The 20861-nt window shown below is 55.2% G+C and carries 6 protein-coding genes; 1 reads left to right on the forward strand and 5 read right to left on the reverse strand.

Going from position 1 to position 20861, the window contains the following annotated elements; all coding sequences use genetic code 11:
- Positions 1 to 76 precede the first annotated feature (76 nt).
- Positions 77 to 8086, reverse strand: a complete 8010-nt coding sequence (locus SV7mr_RS00250) for an NADH-quinone oxidoreductase subunit K (RefSeq protein ID WP_145268147.1) — start codon at positions 8084 to 8086, stop codon at positions 77 to 79.
- Positions 8079 to 11804 (reverse strand): hypothetical protein, encoded by a 3726-nt coding sequence (locus SV7mr_RS00255; RefSeq protein WP_419187916.1) that lies wholly within the window; start codon positions 11802 to 11804, stop codon positions 8079 to 8081. The genes SV7mr_RS00250 and SV7mr_RS00255 overlap by 8 nt, the downstream gene beginning before the upstream one ends.
- A 357-nt stretch (positions 11805 to 12161) precedes the next feature.
- Here SV7mr_RS00255 and SV7mr_RS00265 point away from each other — a divergent pair, with 357 nt between their 5' ends.
- Positions 12162 to 16946 (forward strand): ThuA domain-containing protein, encoded by a 4785-nt coding sequence (locus tag SV7mr_RS00265; RefSeq protein WP_145268151.1) that lies wholly within the window; start codon positions 12162 to 12164, stop codon positions 16944 to 16946.
- Between the two features lie 42 nt (positions 16947 to 16988).
- Here the strand turns inward: SV7mr_RS00265 and SV7mr_RS00270 are convergent, their stop codons facing one another.
- The 3 genes from SV7mr_RS00270 to SV7mr_RS00280 all read right to left on the reverse strand — a co-directional run bounded on the left by SV7mr_RS00270 (position 16989) and on the right by SV7mr_RS00280 (position 20792).
- Positions 16989 to 18326, reverse strand: a complete 1338-nt coding sequence (locus tag SV7mr_RS00270; protein ID WP_145268153.1) for a DUF3472 domain-containing protein — start codon at positions 18324 to 18326, stop codon at positions 16989 to 16991.
- A 283-nt stretch (positions 18327 to 18609) separates the two neighbouring features.
- Positions 18610 to 19449, reverse strand: a complete 840-nt coding sequence (locus SV7mr_RS00275; protein WP_145268155.1) for a class I SAM-dependent methyltransferase — start codon at positions 19447 to 19449, stop codon at positions 18610 to 18612.
- 203 nt (positions 19450 to 19652) lie between these two features.
- Complete coding sequence (locus SV7mr_RS00280; RefSeq protein ID WP_145268157.1) at positions 19653 to 20792, reverse strand: helix-turn-helix domain-containing protein; 1140 nt, start codon at positions 20790 to 20792, stop codon at positions 19653 to 19655.
- Positions 20793 to 20861 lie beyond the last annotated feature (69 nt).

Consider the following 20861-nt stretch of genomic DNA (forward strand, 5'->3'; position numbering starts at 1 on the left):
CAGCAACCGTTGTCGCGATAGGCGACCCTGGATCCCGTTGCGCTCTCACTGAAGCTAGCGCCAAAGCCGCCAGTTATCAATGAGTGGCAACCGACTTGGGGGTGATCAGATAGGTGGCCGCTGCGATGATCAGCAACAGTCCAAACAAGGGCAGCGTATTGTTGACCAAACTGCCCAAACCAATCACGACCATCAGGACGGCGCCAGTCATTCGTAGGACCGCTGATCCGCGCAGAGCTCGAATCACTCGACTGGCGAATAAGATGACCAGCAAGCCGATCAAGACGGCAGCTACAGAAATCAATCGCAACTGATCTTGCATGCTAACGCTGCGTGCAGAAAGTTCCAAGTCGCCGCCTGGTGTCGTGAAAAGAAACTCAGTCGTTGTTTCATCGTCGCCCGCTGGCATGTCAATGTCCAAGCTTCCCAGGAATCCCGGATTGGCATTGTTCAGGTAATTCAGTGGCGCGAGGGCTTGGCCAGCTTGTTGTTGAGGCTGTAGACCGGATTGGGCCATGAGACCACTGAAATCCAGCCCGATGCCATTGGCGTTAGGGGCCGCGGCGTTTTGGCTGAGCGTGACAGCGCCGCGCTGCGACTGCTGAGATTCTAGCTGGCGACTGTAGCGATCGACCTGAGCGCGATAGTCGCCTGAAATCTGTTGCTGGACTTCAAGCTTCTTTTGCAGGTCCTTTAATTGCACAACTTCAGATGATTTTTCATCCGCAATCATGGCGCCGTTCTTGGCCACCGGTGCGTTGTTTCGTGTCTGCACGCTCTTGCGAGCTGGTTGCTTGAACTGCCTGGAAAGCGACTGGCCTTTGCTCGCTTGCACGTCCCGCTTTTTGTTCTCAGCGATTTCTCCAGTGTCCGCGTTGGATAAGTCGTTATCCGCAAACCACTTGGTGCCGAACCGGTTGGTTGATTGCTGGGGAGCCTCTGCGAAATCACCGACGATCTTGCCGCTGGGTTTGGAGGATTCAACAGGTACCGAAAAGTTATTTCCCAACGAAGAAGCAACATTTAGCGATCGTCCGTTGCGCTGTTCGCGGAAAAATTCATCGATTGCCAGCCGGTTGCTGAACTGAGCATCGGCGTTCTTATTTGAATCTTCGAAGTCCTGCAGTTGTTGTTCAGCCTGTTGAATCGCAATCGTGTTGTTGGCGATCTGTTCTTGCAGATCGCGGTTGTCCCGGATCTGATCGTTGAAGGCCTGAGACTCTGCATTGAGTAACTTCAAATTATTCTGCGCGCGAGCTTTGGTGTATTCACCTTTCTTTGATCCCAGCAATTGCGTCATCTTGGCGATTTGTTCGGTGCGGTACTCAACCACGCCAGCAATCAGTTCATTGTCATCGCCGACTTGCCCCAAGGTGCCTTGGAAGTCAAACCACTGCATGTCTTTGGGAAGTCGCAAACGCACTTGAGAGCGTTCGACATTGATGTTTACAGTTTTCATCAGTGGGAAGGCGACATTGGAGAATTTTCCAGGTCGATTTATCTGTCCACCGTATTTCAGGATCACGGCGTAGTCCAAGTCACCTTCGGCGGTCTTGATCAACGGGATCAACATGTCACCCGACGCGTTGCGACTCGGTTTCACACTTTCCCCGGCAACCTGAACCGTCCAAAGTGCGGACTCAGCAGGAATCTGGACGGCTAAGAACGGCTCGGTGCGGTTCTGAACGCGGTACTCTTGTGTGGCTCGGTAGGCACCGTATTGATCGACAACGAGCACCGTTTGCGCCAAGCCGATGCGAGCGCCAGAGGTTTCAATCACGCCGCGAGTTTTGGTTTGATAAGTCAGCAAAGGTGCATCGTCCTGGTTGGATCGAATGCGGAAGACCATGGATGCTTTTTCAGCCAATCGTGAAAGTCGAGCGATCTTGGCAAGTTCACTCTGTTCGAGTTCCTCAACAGAAACCCGTTGGTCGGTCAGCAGTTCATCACGGCTGGCGTTTTCAAGTGTGATATAGCTTGCGGAGGTTTGACCGGTTTCAATCACTGCGATCGGCGAGTCCTGCGAGCCTTGACCCAGTAAGCGATCGTTCTGAACAATGATTGCGAACTGCCCCATGATGGCCTCTTGCAAGTCCAGCGTGACGCGGACGCGAGCGGAATCGGCAATGGGTTCGACGGTCTTGCGGCGCAATCCAGGCGCTTCGATGCGAGCCTTGGCAAGTCGATTCGGTAAGGTGAACTGATACTGATCGATGCCGGCGGAGGTAATGTTGGCTTCGATGTAGATCGTTTCTTCGAGTGCACGATCGGTGACTTTAATATTGCTGACAAGCCAAGTGCTCACGCGCGGTGTGCGTGGTGTCACGCGGACTTGCCCACTGTAGTTATTGTTTTGATAACCGAGAACCAGTCGAGCCAGTTGGCGCTGGCGACCGCTGAGCCAAGAATTGATGGCGTTCAAGTTCAATCGCTGGCAGTTTTGTAACGCGGTGGTGGTCATGTCGTAGGCCGGATCAATCTGAAAAGCCAGTTGACCGTTTTGCCTGTCCATGTTCAAAACATCGACGTTTGGCAAATCGATGGCCATCGGATTGGCTTGAGTTGCCTGTCCCACTGCCAGCGGCATCGTTCCATCGATGACGATGTCGAATTGTCCCAGTTCGCCGTCAGCCAAGAAGAGATCCAGTCTGGATTGGCCATTGTCTTGCTTGACAAGCGCCCATTGGAATGCGCCCGAGTACTGTGGAGGATTGATTTCCAGTCCCACGGGCAGCAAACATTGGACGACAAACAGTGGCCGATCTTTGGCAGTGATGCGAATGCGTGATTCAAATCGACTGGAGCGTTCTGAAAGTCGCAGGACGGACTGAACGGTTGCGCTTGCCTTGACGGGAATCGCGTCGACATTGATTGGCAGCCGATAGCGTGGCCGAGCGTAGCGATAGGCCTGGAAGTTTTGCAGTGGCAGCGGGCCATTGTCGTTGTAGGGTGCAAACCATGCGAAGTCGGTTGGAATATCGACGCGGCCCAGGCCCTCGGCGACACCCGATCGCGTTTTCAACAAGGAACTGCTGCGGACGAGTAACTGGCCTTGCTGTAACATGGCATCGGGAACAATCAGATTCGGAACCTCGATTCCAGCGGATTGTCCTTCCAGGATCGCATGCTGAGCAGAGATGATCACGGTCAGGGTTTCTTTATCAACGGCCGCTTTAAGCAATTCAATATTTAGCTGCTGAGTGGTCTCCTTTGGTTGGATTGCCCAGCCACGCACGTTGTCGCCAAGCACTTTTTGCACGAGGTATCCGTTCGGCACATCCATGGAAAAGGATTCGCGTTGGCCTCGGCGGAACGCGAACGTCCCTTTCCAAACCAAACGCGTCATGTCTTCTTGGACATCGAACACGGCGTCGGTACCGACAACCAGTCCTTGATCGACATCGGCTTCGGTGATCTTGTCTCGCCAACGCAGGCGCAGCTTGCCGTCGCTGGCTAAGCTGGTTTGCAGGACCTCGTTCGCTTGTTGGGTCAAGTAATCATTGCGGTCGAGTTTGCCATCCAGGAAAACCTCGGTGTCTTGGTTGGGCACACGAATCGAAAGGGCGGCAGCAGGAGCCGGTGGCAGAACGGCCTCAGCGATCCGCCACCCACCACTCTTTTCCAAACCCAGTCGCAGTTTGATCACCAGTTCATGCTCACCCGGTCCGTCGGTGTAAAGAATCATCAACTCGTTGCCAGGTCCTGGAACCTGTAACTGCTGCGAATCGAGCTGGACGCTGTTGTTGGCAGGAACCGCTTGCTGCTTCATTTCAGCTTGCTGCATGACGATGGGAGGCCGCGGTCGAATGGCTCGCAGTCGTGCGGGTTGACCGGACAAGGTCGCTTGTTCAATCACGCATCCAGAGAGCGCCAAGGGAATCCCCATCGGCTTCTTTGCAAACTGCCGCAAACGCAGTTTGCCAATGATTTCCAAAGTTTGATCGCCGCCAATGGTCATGGTGTAGCTTACATCCGACCAAGCCACTGAAAGCGGTGAAGGGGCGTCTTTCGGTTCGCTTTGTTGATGGCTGATCTGTAACAGTTGCTGATACAGTTTGGCAGGAACCAACAATGTGTCGGTATCCTCGGGCCGGTTGGGTTGATCGGGATCATAAGGAACCACGATGGCATCATCGGGAATCGCGACGGTTCCCTGGCTGGGTTGCATGGCCTGGATGGCTTTCATCAAGCCGTCCCATTGCTTGTCGTTGCCAACGGTCATGGGAGCAAACAAGGATGGTTGCGGGTTGATCGCCTCCAGGTTTGGGCCCGGCGAGTCTTGACCGAACGCGGCGGGCTGGCCGCTGGTCAGTGTGCAAAGGACCAGCAACGTGGCGGCCGCCTTGCTGACGCTTCGCTTGGTAAAACGTTTAACAAGTTTTGCCGATGACGTTTTCAGCTGTGTCGCTCGAGCACCGATCGCTTTGCAGAGGCTTTGGCATTGATACAGAATGAGCAATCCCACCGCAGCGGCTAGTAATGCGGCTTGCGTCCACTGCCACTGCGTTGCGGCTCCCATCGCAACTGGAACAATCAGGGACAGTGCAACTAAAAGCACGAGGTACACCAGTCGCTGTGTAAACGTTTTGCGAGTCAGTCCACCAAACACGGCGATCAAACCGATCAGTGCAACGATGCCTTGGTATCGTGAGCGATGCAGGACGATGACTTCGACTTCATTGCGATTGCCGAGGCTTGTCCATTGAATGCTTTGCTGCAACTCAATCGCGGAGAGATCAATCGGTAGACAGCGAAGGCTTTCCATGGCCCACGATCGATTGATTCCCAGCAGCTGTGTTTTGGCAGCGCCGGCAGCTTGTTGACCACCACCGAATCCACCAGGAGCGGGCGGCGCGGCCGGCTGGCTGACGGTGGCAGGTTGAGTGGCTTGCACGCCACTTTGTGGGCGTCTCACGCTGCTCCTGTTTGCGCTTTTGGCGACCGTGGCGGGCAGAGCGTCTCCAAACGGGTCAGCAGCGGGAGCATTTGGAGCTTCCATTGCCGGCATTTCTGTTGGTTGATCAAAGGGGGCGTTGCCCTCGCCACCAAAATCGCTCATTTCTGACTCTTCCTCGGTGGCCATTTCTGCGTCATTAAAAACGGCGGCATCATGGCGGGCCAGTCCCATCGCCGGGCGAGGCATTGCATCGCGGATTGTCGCGGCTTGTTCAGCGCCGCCCAACAGGTAGGCTTTGGCCAAGAAACCGCCCAGCGGCGAAGTGCTGGTGGAGGATTCTTGTTCCAACAGACGACCGTCGATCGTTGTGACTTGATAGCCCTGTGGTAGATACACCTCCCACTTCAAATTGGCCACGGGAATGGTTTGCAGTTTGGCAGTGTCTGTGCCCGGCTGGTCCTGACTGGTTTGCGAGGGAGTCGAGCGTTCGGCGAGCGACGGTCCTTGTAAGCGCATCTTGCCTCCCAGCATGATCGACTTGACCGGCATTTCATACACCACCTGCAGATCGCGCAGCGGGTTGGTGACATCAGCTGGCATCGCGATCAAGATTTGTCCATCATCACCTTGAGCCAACGCAGGTTTACCACCGAGCAGCACCGCCCACAGCGAAGCATCTTTAGGCAGAAGCACTTCAATTTGGCTGCTTTTGGTTTTCAGCGCAAAGCGAGCCGCGCATTGGCAGCGACCGTGGGTTGACACCTGGGCGACGATCTCAGCCCGCTGAACAATCGTCGCCGGCAAAGCCTCAATGGCACGGCGTTTGATGGAGACAACCACTTGATCTTCTTCGGCGACGTATCCATAAACGCCGATCAATCGATTCCCCAGCTGATACTCGGCATCGAAGACTTCGCCAATATCAATGCCACGAGGACTTTCTTGGATGGTTGTTTCGAGGTCAGCATCACCTTCAACAGCGATCGCACCGGTTTGGTATTCTGATCCCAGAGCGCGAGCGGTTGGCAGTGTCACGTTTTCGATGTTGTCCTGTTCGGCGTTCTGAGTGTAATCGACGGTCAAGCGGATGCTGCCAGAACGCGGTTGATCGAGGACCACGGTCCAGACCCGGCGGTCATCGATCACTTCACTCGTTGACTCTTTGATCCCAACACCGTCTAAAGCGCCGATCAAGACTTCTTCAGGGCTGTTCCCTGGCAAACTGAATTGCAGCGTGGCGGTGCGAGCTTGTTCGACAAGGAAGATCAATTCATTGTGGACCGTCCAGGCCTCGGTGCCGATGCGCACGAAGTTCATGATCCGCGCCGTCGAACGCGGCGTGGCGCGAGTGACTTCCACTGCAGCCTGCCAGTCATCCGCTTCATAACGGAATGAATCGAGCACACGATTGTCTTCGGTCAAAGTGCTTCGTACCGTTGCCCCTTGAGCGTCTTTGTCCAAGACCAAGTTGGTCAGTTGTGTGGCGGTCGCTTCCAAGTCATCGATCGGCTTTATCGAAAGCACTCCTCGGTGCACATCGCTATTGCTGACCGGAAACGAAGGTAACAGCAATGATTGCGTGTTCCAGTCTGCGAACCAGTTTGGTGGAACATGCTTGGCTTCAAACCAGACCGTTGTGGCTTCTGTTGATGCCAAGCCTTTACGAAGCCTGACGCGGACCCGCGTGCCGGTGGGTTCGGTGAATCGTTCAAATTGCAGTTCAGCATTCACGCCGTCACGAACCCATTGCAGATCCCAATCTTGTGGGACAACAAATTCGAAATTGAACAGCGTCTGGTGCATCGGCTGTAGCGTGATTCCACCGGCAGCCGTCACTCCGGCGTCAGAGAACGTAAACAGCGTGTTCGCATCGACCTCAAGCTCCGGTTCCGGCAGGACAAAGTCACTCGACAGAGCGTAGCCAGCTTGGGGAGCGTAGTAGGCCGTGATCGCTTGTAGTTCAGCCTGGCCGGGCTGGCGATTGAGCAACGACTGCGGCGCGGCGACGTTTAACAGTTCGCTATCAATCGCGTACATCGATTGTGGTGACAAATTCGATGCTTGCAGTCGAGTTTCGGCAACGATGCCGATGACTGCCGTGTAACCAGCGAGTTCGCGTGGCTGGAAGGTGGGGAAGTTCCAGTCCGTCAGCCCTGGCGACTTGCGAATCATCCGTACGGAAATCACTTTCCGATCAATGGCTGGTTCCTGAAACGTGACCACTAAATGCGGCTGTTCATCGATCGTTTCGACTTCCCAGCGGCTGAGTCCCTGGCAAGTGACGGCTTCAACATCTAGCGATTCATCCAGTCGAAATTCAAACGACTGGCGGGAACCGTTGACGATGTCCATGGCAAGGGAGGCATGGAGTAGTTCGGCTTCGGCGGTGACTTCACTGATCAACACAGCACGTCCAAGCACGGTGTCCTGATCACGACGCTGCTTGTTGTTCAAGCTCATCGTGATCGTCATCATTTCCTTGGTCGGGACGATTTGGAACTGTGTTTGGTTGCTGTCTGCCAGGTAGTCACGGCGAATCACCCGAGCGCCTGACTTGATCTCGACATTTCCATTGACGGTGATTTGAATGTTGCTGCTCGATGCAATGGGAACACCGAACTGGATCGTTTGCTGGGCAGCGTCCGTTTGGACGGCGGAGATCATTTCCAAGGAGAGTGTTTTCGTGCCCGCCCCATCCATTAAACATTGAATGTTGCTGGCCTGTTCCTGGCCGGCTTGTTGTTCCTGGCCGGCTTGCTGTGCCATGACGGCCGGTTTGCCATCGAGCAACGCCGTTCGCAATCCAAGGGACTGCAAAGGTAGGGCAACGATCTGCGGTTGGTCTTTGAGTAGATCGAAAACCAAGTCCCCACGCATCACGGCTCGGCCATCAAGCAGATTGATTTGATAGTCAGCTTGAATCAGCGCTTGTTCGTGCGGCAGCTTTTCTGCCGGATCAATCTTTGCTGCCTTGGTCAAAGCAGCGAATTCAGCTCGCGTGGTCAAGACTCGATCCGCCCCCGGGCCGAGCAAGGCGTCCAGGAAATCAAAGGGAACTCGCAGTTCTCGGACAGGCTTGTCGAGACCAGGCTGCGATGGCTGTTGCGCCCAACCGTTGGCTGATGTCATCAGCAATGTGGTTGCCGTAACACACCATGCAAGGAGCGTTTGGCTAGTGGGCTTATTCATTGTCAGCCTCCTTGCGATCGTTTGACTCGTTTGAGTTGTCATCATCCGCGATCAAGAACTCTTCATCGATCTCATCTTCCTGATCGTCTTGGCTGCTTGGTTCTGGCGGCGTTTGATCAGCTGTTGCGGCGGTCTCGTCCTCTGCGGATGCTTCCTTCGCGGGCCGGTTCCAGCCCGTGCGAATTGAACGGTACACGGCTTTGGTGGCATGCTGAGTCCCCCACGCACCCCAAACCAATAGAAGCACTAACATGCCCGACACAGCGGGCAAGCCAAGCAGGTGTTGCGAAAAGTTTGGTGTCAGCACGCAGCAGCCAGCAACGGCAATGCCTAGCAGGACCAAAACACTGACTTTGCCAGCGAGACGTGTGGCCATGGTCAAGAGCCCAAGCACAATCAAGCAGGTCAGAATCAATCCCCCAATCATCGATTGCTTGGCGGTCGTTAGCGATAGATTTCCTTCGGGCGGCGGATCGGGCCGCAAAGCCGAATAGAGGAACATGGTTCCATCGGTCTGGAACACCGAATCTTGCATCGTGTTGATGCCTTCGCTGACCCATTGCTGCAGACGCTGTTCATCTTGATTGGGAACCGGAGCGACTTTTGTGAATTGCTGGCGTCGCCATGTGAACTCTTCTGTCCAGGGACCGCTGCTGCTGAGCAGCGTCCATTCTTCGGGTAGATAAACTGCTAGGTAAATCTTTTGCAGTGCCGGCTGATCAGGGAACTCCGGCAGGCTGATGTCATCAGAGCCACCTTTGACCGTATACCGCAAGCTAAGCACAAATTCATCATCGGGGGTTTGTCCAGACAGCGGAATGAACAACTGATCTTTGTCACCGCGTTCCATGGGAACAGGCGCACCATTGATGCGAGCGGGCTGCGAATCAAATTCGGCCTCCGCTGGCAGCAAAAGAGCCAAACGCTGTTCAGCGCTGCGGACTCGGTACATGGCATGCACGTTGCGGTAGCCGCTACGCGTTAGCACGTTGCGCACCAAAGCGCGTTCGATGCTGGTGCGTTTCATTGGCTGAACTTGATACCGTGTGGCGGCCAATGAAAGTGTCCATGCATCGTGAAATTCCATCGCCGCCGCGGCATCTTTGACATTAGCGCCAGGCATTAAGTCGACGGACGGATCGATGGGACGCAGTCCAGTGGGTTGGCCGACCGGTTGCACGTCCAAGGTTTCGCTTTTGGTGATCACGATTTGTCCCCAAGATCGATCCACGTCTTGTGGAACGATTGCAGGCACATCGATTTGCACGCTTTGACCGACCTCGAGTTCGGCGATGTTTTTATCCCACGCCAGCACAACGGTCTTCTGTCCATTCAGCTCGCTCTCGGCGCTCAGCTGCCAGGCGACATAGCCCTCGGCGACGTCATCCGGTTGCGGTTGCATGACAGAATCTCGCAGACCGCCGCTCTGGTTTTGCAGTTTGTCGGCAATGCTGTCGGGAACATCAATCCGCAGCGACTTAACGCCTGAATAACGGATCTCAAAGAACAGCGTACAGCGATACTTGACCACTCCACTTTCGACGTCGGTGACAAGCAATTGTCGCGCCGTGACAGAGGGGTTCCGACGAAGCACATTGACTTGCAAATCGCTCGGTTGGTCAGAGAATGTGAACGCCAGCGTTGGCCGCGTTGCAGAGTACCGACTGTCACGCGTCGATTGCACCTTGCTAAAGGCCTCGGTGAACGACACTGCACGCATGCCATTGTTGCGATTGGGATTCAGACGCAGACTTTCCGGAGCATAAACAACCACATGTCCGTCAAGTCGACTGCGGTAGGTCTGATCGCCTTTGGGAATGTCAATCTGCACATCCGACGCGTTGCCCGTTGGCGTGAGCAAGTTAGGATCGGTCAGCGTTTTGTACATTTGTACCCAAACACCAATCTTACCGATCGCTTTACGAGAAAGATTGATTTGCAGACGCGTGTTATTCTGGCCGGTCACGTCGTGTGATTCGACGGCCGCCGGTTGAGCCTGCCCCTGTGCTCGGCCGACCACTTGATCGATGGTGTATCCGCTGGGGACGTCCATTTCTAATTGAAAGACGCCTGTTTGTTGGATGTCAAACACGACGTAAGACTCTAACGTCAAGCGGCTTGGCATGAGGTACGCTTCGACCAGCTGATCGATTTCGATTCGTGGCTTGATCTTTTCCAGCGACAGTTCCAGTTTGTAGGGCAGGGCGGAATAGCGAAACGCATTGGCCCATTTTTGGCCCGCCAACGTGGGTGGCAGTTCACTGGCATCGATCTGCAGCAGACCTTCACGCGCGGTCAGTTCCATGCGTAGCTCGGGGGCGACCTTGGTGACCACGAAGCCTTGTTGTCGGCCAACACCGATCGCTTCAATAATCGGAGTCTCAATTCGCTGCATCATGGTTTCGTCGATGAACTTTTCCAGTTCGATCATCAACGCTTGCTGGCCCTCAGCGGGCTCAAAGAGTTCGACCGTGATGCGCTGCTTGTCGTCTTGGACTTCAACGTCCCATTTGCGAATGTTCGCATCGGCAACGTTGACAACCTTTTGGTCGCTTGGAACATCCACAATCAACTGTTTCAATTGTGCACGACTGATGGAGTAGTTGACCTGGGCGCGTGTGCGGACGGCACCTTCGGCAAAATGAGTTTGCTGGGCCGTTTGAACGCTGGTAAGCGCTGTCATGCCACTGGCGCCTTCGCTCTTGGCGGTCCAGCGAATCGATACCTCTGGCGCGGCACCAACGAAAGCCCACAGCACCGTTTCATCCGCCTTTGGCTTGGAGTCGTTTGGCTTGGAATCGTTTGGCTTGGAATCGTTTGGCTTGGAATCGTTTGGCTTGGAATCGTTTGGCTTGGAATCGTTTGGCTTGGAATCGTTTGGTTCAGCATCATCAGCCGCGGTGGCATCCGCGTCGCCAGCCGTTGCAGTCGGATTGCTGGCGGGTGATTCACTGGCTGGTAATTCACTGGCTGGTAATTCACTGGCTGGTAATTCACTGGCTGGTAATTCACTGGCTGGTAATTCACTGGCGGCGATCATCGGTGACACGTTGATCTTGGCGTCCGAGCCGGGGACACGAATCTTCCAGCGATTGACGGGCGCCTGGGGAGCAGAGAGTGAGACGCTATTCTGTCCGGGGCTTTTGTTGAAGGCGCGGACGTAGACCAGTTTCAGCTCGATGCGATTGTCTTGCTGGCCGGGGTTCTTGACGACCAATTGGTAGCTACCGTCGGCCTTGGCGGTGATGCGAGCCGGCTGGTCCCCGATGGTTGCCGATTGAATCGCGGTGTTCTTGAGGTTCAGTGGGATCGTGTTCCAGCCCTTGCGAAGCAGTTCAATTTCGAGGGTGGCTTCGACTTGCACGACGTCCGCCTGCACCGTGGCTTCGCTGGTCGCTTGCATCAAGATTGCGTCGACGGGCGGTTGGTCAGCGGCGTTGGGGACCCCAGCGGGGTTCTTTTCACGCGCCGCCTTCCACAGCGCTTGGAATTGATCGTACGGCAAGAAGACCCCGCGGCCCTCTTTTTCGAAAACATCACGCAGCTTTGAAAACGGGATGTAAACCGTTTGTTCGCGAAGCGTCTTGTCGTCGTCCGCACTCGCATCGGATTGCGAGTCTTGGGCTGCATCTTGACACCAAGCTGTTGCGGGCGTCATCAATGAAGCAGCCAGACAGATCGCTGCCAGCCACCAGGGCACGAATGTTTTCCAACACATGACTGAGTCACCTAACCGCATGATCCACCTCGAGAAAAGGATGCGACTGCCTGTTCGCAGCGGAAAAACCAAACCGCCGAACGCTGATCACCACCAAAAAGCCCTGCTCGTTGCTCGCTTCAATGGGGTAATAAAGCCACTGACTGGTCTATCTTAAAAGACAGTTACGAGAGTAAGACGATTGAGATCCTGTTTTGTTAGGTGAAACAGATTGTTTTTACAATTATCAAAACCGCTTGCATTGTGATTCACGCAGACGAGAAGTCGGAGTTGCCGTCCTTGGTGACTCGGCGGGGCAGTGATTAGAATGTGTGGCAATTCCTTTGCCCCGCTCCAAGTCTTACCAACTCTGCCGCCATGATTCGATTCCGATGTGGTTTGCATCTCTTGATCGCAGCCGTCTTGTTCTGTTCTGGTGTGATGCTGACCTCTGATGTCTCGGCTGCTGATCGGGCCAAGATCCTGCTGATTGGCAAGCGTCCCGACCATCCGCACGGCTCGCACATGTACATGCATGTCAGCAAAGTGCTGGCGAAGTGTTTGCAGAACAATGGTCCGATCGAAACCGTGGTCAGTGAGGGTTGGCCCGAAGACGCAAAGGTCTTGGAAGGCGTTAAAACCATTGTCTTGTACTCCAACCCCGGTGCAGAGTTCTTGTTGGATGGCCCCGGTGCTCCGGCATTTCATGAACTCATGCGCTCCGGCGTCGGCTTGGTCACCCTTCACTGGGCGTCGGCCGTTTATCAAAGGGACGAGCCTCGCTTGGGCGGCGATTGGGGCAATTACCTGGGTGGCTATTGGGTCTCCAACGTTGGACTCAGTACCGACAAATCGAACTTACAGCAGCTCGTGCCCGAACATCCGATTTGCCGCGGCTGGAGTGAGTACGAACTGCACGATGAATACTATTTGAACCCGACCATCAAGGCGGCAACGCCCTTGCTGCAAGTCAGTACCAAGGGGCAAGGCGTTGTGGTTGGTTGGGCCCATCAGCGGGCCAACAATGGACGGGCCTACGGGACCACGCTGGGGCATTTCTATCGCAATTTCCAGCAGGAAGCGTTTCGGCGAACCCTGGTGAACGCGATTTTGTGGACCGCGCACCTGCCGGTGCCGCAGGAAGGAGCCAACGTGGACATCGATCCGGTCTGGTTGGCGCTGCCGCCGGATCCCAAGGCCAAGCCAAAGGTCTCGGCGAATCTGCGCGATCCAAATCTGGTGGCCTGGTGCATTGTCCCCTTTGATGGGAAGAAACGTGATCCAGCACAGCGCGCCAAGATGCTGGACGAAATCGGCATCAAACGCGTCGCCTATGACTGGCGTGCCAACCATGTGCCCACGTTTGAACAGGAGATCCTGGAATACAAGAAGTATGGCATCGAATACTTTGCGTTTTGGGGACAACATGATGCGGCGTTTGAGCTGTTTAAAAAACACGATCTGCACCCACAGATCTGGCAAACCGCGCCTTCGCCTCCAGCGGACTCTCAACAGCAACGCGTTGCCAAAGCGGCCAGTCAACTGCTACCGCTGGTCAAGCGAACGGCTGCGATGGGGTGCAAGCTGGGGCTTTATAATCATGGTGGCTGGGGCGGTGAGCCGGAGAATCTGATTGCCGTTTGTCAGTACCTCCGACAGCAGCATGACGCCGATCATGTGGGCATCGTTTACAACCTGCACCACGGCCATGGTCACCTCAATCGTTTCGCTCAAGCGCTTGCCGCGATGAAGCCCTTTTTGCATTGCCTGAACTTGAATGGCATGGAGACCGATGGCGACAAGCATGGCAAAAAAATTCTGCCGTTGGGTGTGGGCACGCATGATGTGAAATTAATTCAAACGATTTCTGCCAGCGGTTACCAAGGCCCCATCGGGATCATCGGTCACACTCAGGACGATGTGCGCGAACGCTTGCAAGACAACTTAGACGGACTGCACTGGATCTTGCCCCAGCTCCAGGGCAAGCCGGCTGCGAAGAAGCCTCAGCCGAGAACCTATGACGCGGCAGCATTCGCTGAGCCGCCCCCGACCTATGTGAACGCGCCGGACGAACCAGCAGCGGCCAACAAGGTGGTTCAAGATTATTCTGCCGACTTGGTGCAACAACTGGTCAAGGAAGCCCAGCAACAGGGCAATGCGGTCAATGGACTGGTCGCGTTTACCGATCAGCGTCTGGCCTGTGCTTCGTGTCACAAAATCGGACAGCACGGTGGATCGATCGGTCCAGATCTGTCGACGATCGCTGGCAAGCGGACGCCAGCTGAATTGGTCGAATCCATTTATTGGCCCGCCCGTCACATTGAACCTCAGTATCAAGCCGTGGCTGTCCTGGACGATGAAGGCAAGCTCGTGCAAGGATACGTGGTTCGCGAAACCGACCAGGCAATCACACTGCGAGACATCAGTCAGCCACAGAGTGAACCGATCAGCATCGACCAAGATCGTATCGAATACGTTCGCAAGATGGGATCGTTGATGCCGGAGAACTTGGTGGCCAGCATGTCTCACCGTGAGCAGTTGGATTTGCTGCGTTTTTTGTTTTCCTTGGGCCGCGACAACACCATCGAATCGGCTGTGATTGATGGGGCAATGAAGAGTGCCCAGTCTCATGATCATGGTCCAGTGGAGTTTCCAATCACGCAACAGCCATTGCAGCCAGAGCTGTGGCCAAACTGGCAGCACGCTGTGAATCGTGATCGCATTTATGACTTTTATGCCAAGCAGGCGGATCATTTTCGCCGCGCCCCCAGGAAGCCCAAGCTAATCAGTTCCTATCCAGGTTTGGACGGTGGCAAGCAAGGTCACTGGGGGAATCAAAACGACAATGTCTGGGCTGACGATCGTTGGAGTGAAACCGATCTGGGCAGTCTGCTGGGAGGTGTGTTTCGCGGCGCCGGGCCAGCTGTGACTCGCGGCTATTGCTTTCGGGATGCGTCCCGGTTTTCAGCGTGCTTTGACATCGATCGGCTCCGCTACACAGCCGTTTGGAAAAAGGGTTTTGTGGCATTGAGTGATCGCCGACATGGGTTCATGGGCGGTTTGACTTTGCAGGGCGCTTTGGATCCAGCGACGACCAAGTCGGTTGCGGAGATTCCCGCTAGCATGCTTCAGGGCGCTGAGACGCCGCCGCTTTATCAAGGCCTTTATCGCAGTGGATCGAAGGTCGTTTTTGCCTATTCTGTCGATGGCAATTCCTATTTGAGTTCATTGATCAACCGCCAAGGCACGCTTCACCGCGTCGATCAGCCCGCCAAGCAATCTTCGCTCGCCAAGCTCGTCGCCAATCCGGTTCCAGAGTGGCCGCAGACGTTTCAAACTGAAATCACTTTCGGCGACCAGGATGGAGAGGGCGGGCAGGCTTATGTGGTCGATACGATTGCATTGCCTAAAGACAATCCATGGAACGCGCTGATGTTTATCAGTGCACAGGCGTTCTTGCCCGATGGTTCGGCGCTGGTTTGTACGATGCAGGGTGATGTTTGGCACGTCACAGATTTCCAGTACCCCAGCCGACACGCAACCTGGCGGCGGTTTGCTGCGGGACTGCATCAACCGCTTGGCATGTGGATCGACGAAGATGGCATCTTTGTCCAATGTCGAGATCAGATCATGCGACTGCATGATCGCAATCAGGATGGCGAAGCGGACTACTACGAGTGTTTCAGCAAATGTTTTGTCAGCTCAGCCGGTGGACACGATTATATCTGCGGCCTGCAACGCGACGCAGAAGGATACTTTTACACAGCGTCGGGTAATCAAGGCTTGCTCAAGATTTCGCCTGATGGCAGGTCAGCCAAGGTGATCGCGACGGGCTTTCGAAATCCAGACGGTTTGGGCTTAACGCCTGACGGCATGGCAACGGTGCCTTGTTCAGAAGGTGGTTGGACTCCGGCTTCAATGGTGTGTGGCGTTCCAACGGCTGATCGCGACACGCCTCTGCATTATGGTTATCGCGGCCCGGTAAATGATCGGGCTCCTGAAGTGCCGCTGGTCTATCTGCCGCGCGGGATTGATAATTCTGCCGGTGGGCAAGTGTTCGTTGACAGTGACAAGTGGGGGCCGGTTCAGGGGCAGTTGATTCACACTTCGTTTGGGACTGGAACGCATGCATTGGTGCTTCGAGATCAAGTTGGCGACCAGTGGCAAGGCGCGGTGGTCCCGCTGGCGGGAGACTTTCTGTCTGGCACCCATCGGGCTCGCTTTCATCCGGTCGATGGACAGTTGTATGTCAGTGGCATGCAAGGCTGGGGAACGTACACCCCGGACGATGGTTGTTTTCAACGTGTTCGATACACCGGCCAAAACGTCCAGCTGCCCGTTGGATTCAAAGTGCATCAGAATGGCGTGGCGATTCGGTTTTCTCAGCCGATCGACAAGCAGGTTGCCGAGCAAGTTGGCAATCATTTTGCCCAGGCCTGGAACTACCGATACAGTTCGGCTTACGGTTCTCCCGAGTTTTCGCCCTCGCAGCCAAGCATTCCTGGCCATGATCTGTGGCTGATCAAGTCCGCTCATGTGGTCGATGATGGTCTGACCCTGTTTTTAGAAATCCCGCAACTTCAGCCCGTCAATCAGTTGCATCTGTTGTTGCAAGTGTCAGCGGAACAGCAGCGAGAAGTGTTTGTGACCGTGAACGCTTTGGATCAGCCACGGCTAGAGATCCCCGGCGTCGAGAGTGCGTCCAAGCATGTTCAGCCGCATCCGATGCAACGTGACATGGCGATGTTGAAACATGTGCAGGTCAATCCGTTTGCCAAGAAGATCAAAGGTGCACGAGCGGTTGAGATCGCGACGGCGGACAATTTGACTTATGCCACGCCATTATTTGAAGTGCAAGCCGGTGAGGCGGTGGCGTTGACCTTGGTCAATCCAGATGTTGTGCCACATAACATCGCGATCGTGAAGCCCGGCGCGCTGGAGGACGTGGGGCGGCAGTCGGATCGTTTGATCTCGGATCCTAATGCGGCGTTTCGGCATTACGTGCCTGATTCACCCAGCGTGATTGCGTACACCGATGTGGTCACGCCTAAGCAGCGGTTCACGATTTACTTCAAGGCACCAAAGAGACCGGGCCGTTACCCCTTTCTGTGCACGTTTCCAGGGCACTGGAAAGTGATGAACGGCGTGATGGTGGTGAAGTGAGTTCACGGAGACTCACTGGTCAGCGCTGCCAGCTTGCCTGGCCTATTTGCGGGGCAGAGCGTCTAGGTTGACTTCTGGACGCGTTTTTGATGCAGGCGTGACTTGGAAGCGGCTGCCGGGTTTGGTGGTTTCACTGAAGAAGCCACAATTGCGAAGGAAGAAATGATTGCCTTCGCTGCCACCGGCAAAGTCCAAGCGTTGTCCGCGTCCGCCAGTGGCGTCAACCGAGAACGATGCGCTGTCGCAGGAGTGCCATTGGCCTTCGCGATCAACCACCCAGATGTTGCCGTAGTCGACCTTGCGCTCGAACTGTCCAAAGCTGGGGCTGAAGTTTTCCAGGAAGCTATGGAAGCCCGTCAAATAGGTCTTCGTCTTGGGGCGTTTGAAGCTAGCCACCAATCGCCATTCGTCTTTGGCTTTGTCACCAAACCAGCAGGTGTATGCGGTTTCGGTTTCGCTGACAGGTTTGACTTCGGTTAGGAACCGATACGTGCGTCCGGCGACCCAAGGGTATTGCATGTAGCTTTGACCGCCGGAGCCTTCGTTGCCGAACTGACCGATGTGAACTCCGTCGCCCTGGCCCAGCAATTGAATGCGTTGGTCGGCGGGAATGTCTCGCGGGTTATCGGTTTTATACGGACTCCAAACGGAGAACAGCACGCGCCGTTCGCTGGGGCTGTTGACTTGCATGCCAAAATAACCTTGGCCAAAGCCATTGGCCATGAAGTACGACCCGATGGGATCCATGCCTTCGGGGACAGTCAGTTCACTGTAGGCGTATTGGAGCTTGCGATCGCGTGGTACCGAATAACGCAGGTGGACCGATGGGCCGCGACGACCCCAATAGAACATGTTGCCGTCATTGCTCTGGACGAAGTCTACTTTCAGATCCGCTGTGTCACTTTCGACGATGATCTCACCAAGCGTTGCAGAGCCCTGGCCGATGGCTTTGATGTTCAATTCGACGTAGCCTGCTGCTTTGACGTTCACGTTGCCAATCGCAGCACGCTGATCAGTGGCCTGACCAAGATCGCTAACAAATCGTTCGCCATTGATGGTTGTCACGGCTTTGACAGCGCCGTTGCTGACGGCTTTGGCAAAAGACAACTGGAGCTCAGCGGGATTGCTGATTCGAAAGTAGGCGCTGAATTCGGCCGCGCCTTTTTCTTCCGCTGCGGCTGTCAAACGCAGGCCACTTCGTGCATCGATCGCGCGGCCATCGCGAGGGCTGGCCGGGAACGAGTTACCCGCCAAGGGGACAGACCATCGTTTGGCAGACTGTTGTTGGGCAGTTGCCACGTTGAAGCTGGCAAGGCCAGAGACGCCACCGACGAACAGGGAGAGTGCAGTGATCAGAAAGCGCGCGGTGCTTGAAGTCATCTTGGTAGGACCCTTGGCATTGATTTTGAAAATCGGCAAAGACGCCGGATGCAGCCCCTAAAGGTAGTCCAGATGCCAACGATTGCGATGGCTTTTTCTGTCGCTAGATAGCCAGTGTGTTGCGGTTTTCTGACACGAACGGCTGTGGCGCTTGCCGCTGTTTTTGTCAGCGGTGGCCTATTAAAAAGCCGGGCCTGTTAAAAAAACGGGGCTGGCGGCCACCGGCGGATGCAAACACACGCTAACGCGATGACGGTGTGCTTCGCAATGACGGTGCGCCGCGCTATTTGACTGCGACGATATAGCAGATCCAGCTGGGATCACTGTCGGCTGCCCCACACCGGTGCCAGCCACCGTCAAGATCGGGGTCGTCGGGATTCTCACGTTCCCAGTACACATGGCTTTCCCGAAAGCCTGCTTCAGCGAGCAGTTCACGGACTTCAGGAATCGTCCAAAACCGCCAGTGGTACTGAAACGCTCGACGCATGCGACTGCCATCAGCGAACTTAAACGAGATTGAAAAGTCGGCGTCGGCGGTCACGGGATTGAATGATTCTTGTGTCCAGTGATACTCGAAACCACGCTTGCCTTTCTTGATCGTGCGTTTGTCGGTGTTGCCTTCGCTGTAGCAATCACCTCCGCCCATCATGTCCATCACCATCACACCTTGTGTGTTCAGGTGGTTGTAGGCGGTTTGAAAATAGTCCAGCACCAGTTGTCTGGTTTTAAAGATCCAAAAGGAAAAGTTCTGAGCCGCCAGGACATCGACGGTTGGTGTGTTGCCTGCGCGAACGTCTTGTTCCAGCAGGTGCACGCGGCGTTGCTGCGCTGGCTTCAATGGTTCCAGATTATGCTTGCGACCCCATTCTAAGGTTTCGCTACACAGATCGATTCCATAAGCAGTGCGTCGCTGGCTGCTGGCTGCCCAATGACAACAGATGGCAAAGGTGCCACAAAAGTCTTCGCGCAGTGAGAGAGGTTTGTGTTTGTAAGCGTCTCGGAAGGCTTGATCAAAGAACTCGACTTCGTGTTCAGGCGTTTGGACAGATTGCTGATACAGATCAAACTTGTCAGCGGTCGCAGCCATCGTCGCCACACGTTTGCTTGATTTGCGTTTTGCCATGTTGTTGCATCAAAATTGAATTGAGCGAGAAAAGCAAGCAAGTTGCTGAGCGTACCGAGTCCCAACAAAGGTTCCCAGGCAATCTGCTTTGCAGCAAACTGCATTGGCATCAGTGATACAGCGATCGTTGGCGCTGGCATCATTTTGCACAGCGCGTGATCGTCGATCCTTTTGCGAGTGACGCAGCGAGGGTCGCAGCGAGCCTAGCGGCGAGCCATCCGCCGCGCGATCGCTTCGGTGGGCAGCGGCATGATCTCGGCAGGACCGCTGGGATTGAACAACGCTTCGTCGCGCGATTCGGTATCCTCGGGACGTTCATAGGTGACCAAGTAGGCACCGATGATGTCGCCGGACTTTTCGTAAATCGGTGGCCAGAATTCTTCACCGCGGATGGCGAGTGTTTTGGCCAGCAAACGCGTGGCTCGACCAGAGAATCCGCTCAGCACCATGTCCAGACGGCCCAAAGCTTCTCGATAAATGTAGAACACCAATGCGGTGTCCTTATTTGTTCCGCCAGCGAACTCCCAGGTCCCGTCATTCTTTTCAAAGTAGAAACCAGGTTGAGGCGCGTCTTCGTTCTTGCTGAGCCGTGTCCCGGCCGAAGCACTGTCTGGTTTCGGATCGGTGTCGCGGTAGCGCAAAAAGAACGGGCAGGATCGAGCCGAGACATCGTCAACGTCATCTTCGGTCACATAAGGCGTGCAACCAAACACGTCGCTAAAGAGCAGTTCCACGACGGGGTTGCTCTTGATGCTGCCGACGCAGATCATGCCGCGGTCCCCAGTGTCGTCGATGTAGCTTTCGAAGACGTCGTGAGCGCGGGAGCGGACGTCCTGAAGGTCGACCTGTCCGGGGCTCCAAACCAGCGTTTGTTGAAAACGGTCCGGCATGGGCACTTCGCGGCCGGCTGTATCGCCTTCGCTCTCTTTGTGCTTGGCCACGCCGCCAAGGGTGGACACGCCGCTCAGGACTTCGCCGACCAGAACGGAGTCACTGGCAACGACCGAAGCGCCTTCGGGAGTTGGGTTGGAATCCGTTGCCCGAACGCCAATCACCAATTCAATCTCTTTGCGACGCGCAATCAATTCCCAGAAGTTTTCTGGATTAACAGCGAACAACGCACCAGGCAGTTGGTCGGCAGTGGCATAGCCTTGATCGATCAGGTAGTCACAAAGTCGCGAAAGTGCATCCAACGGAATGTACTTGGCTTCGTTCTTCAGCAATGAAGCGACTTGGTGGCGATCGAGCCCGGTGTGTTCGACAATTGACTTGATCGTACCAGGTCGTTTCCGACGATCCGGTGTGTGCCCAAGAAGTTCAGCCAAGCGAAATGCGTATCTCATTTCCAACCTTGTGTTTGAAAAGTGCTCTGCGGATGCTGCGTTCCGTGCAAGCCGCTTCCATTTCAATAA

The organism is Stieleria bergensis, from assembly GCA_007745635.1.
GTDB lineage: Bacteria > Planctomycetota > Planctomycetia > Pirellulales > Pirellulaceae > Stieleria > Stieleria bergensis.